Origin of the sequence: Streptomyces sp. NPDC059853, from assembly GCF_042731495.1 — a bacterium.
Lineage (GTDB): Bacteria > Actinomycetota > Actinomycetes > Streptomycetales > Streptomycetaceae > Streptomyces.
The window spans coordinates 1-1,297 of sequence record NZ_JBHWJL010000564.1 but is presented as its reverse complement, the minus strand read 5'-3'; the positions used below and the strand labels follow the sequence as shown (position 1 = coordinate 1,297).

Annotated in this window: 1 protein-coding gene; it reads right to left on the bottom strand. The window is 75.6% G+C overall.

From position 1 onward, the window contains the following. Positions 1-273 precede the first annotated feature (273 nt). Positions 274-1,297 (bottom strand): VWA domain-containing protein (locus ACFV5N_RS27870; RefSeq protein WP_385605341.1); only part of this gene is annotated, 1,024 nt, incomplete at its 5' end.

Sequence of the window (1,297 nt, the reverse complement as noted above, 5' to 3'; positions counted from 1 at the left end):
GTGTGGGGCGGGCGGAACCGGTCCCGAGAAGGCGGGAGTCGATGGCTCGCCACCGCTGTGAACGGTACGGCAGCGGAAGCGACCGGATGCCGCGCGCCGCCGGATCCGCATCACATCCACCCAGCTTCTCCATTACGCGCAGCCGGACCGCACACGCCGCCCGCGCGCCCGCCGTCCCCCGCCGTTCCCGGCTCGGGGGCGGCGGGCGGCGGAGGGGAGAACGCCGGGAGAACGCCCGTCGGCGGGCGCCGGCGGCGTCACCGCTTCGGCTGCCTAAATCACCCGGAAGAGATCGGCGGCGGCGTGCACGTCCGTGAAGTCCTCGATGGACCGCAGGTTGTCGCACAGCGCCTCCAGGACGGAGCCTGCCGCGGCGGCGCGCGGGGCGCCGACGGCCACGCCGAAGACCCGGAAGCCCAGGCGGCGCTTGGCGTCGTTCCAGCCCCGCGTCCACTGCTCGGTGACGCCGCACTCGTCGTCGGTGATCATGACGATGTCGCCGCGCATCCGGGAGGCGTCGTCGTACTCGGCCGCCAGCAGATCGGCGGCCGCGGTCAGCGGCGCCTGGTAGCTGGTGCCGCCGCCCAGGAAGGTCTCCGCGAAGTCGAGGGTCCGCGTGATGCCCGCGGGTTCGGCGGCCGGGAAGCGGAAAACCCGGATCCTGTCGGCGGCGGAGAACAGGATGCCGACGAAGTCGCGCCGGGCGGCGCGGGCCTGGTCCAGCAGCGCCAGCGCGCACGCCTTGGCCCACGCCTCGCGCGTGACGCCGCCGGGCCCCGCCGCGTACATGGAGTGCGAGGTGTCCACGCACGCGACGACGGCACCGCGCCCGGTGTTCTGCTCGCCCTGGCTGTCGAAGAGCATCAGCTCCCCGGCGGCGTACCGGGCGGCGAACACGGCGCGCAGTTCGGGGAGGCCGAGCGAAGCCAGCTCCGAGGGGACGATGCGGGTGAGATCGTCGCCGAGGGTGACACCGACCAGTTCCCCCGTGGTGTTCTCCACCTTGCGGGCGCGCTCGGCGGCGGCCATCTGCCGGAAGCGGCCGATCAGCTCCGACCACTGGGCCAGCCGCCCGGAGCGCAGCCGCTCGGCGAGCCGGGCGCGCCCGTCGAACGGCATGCGTTCCAGTTCGCCGCCGGTCATGCCCCAGGACCGCATCAGGGCGGCTTCCTCGCGTGCCGCCCGGGCGGCCTTCGCCGCCGCGTTGCCGGCCTCTCCACGGATCCCCGGGGCCGCCGCCGCGAGGGCCCGGGCGGCGGCGGGCGCGGCGTCGGCGGCCCGTCGCGCCGCCTCGTCG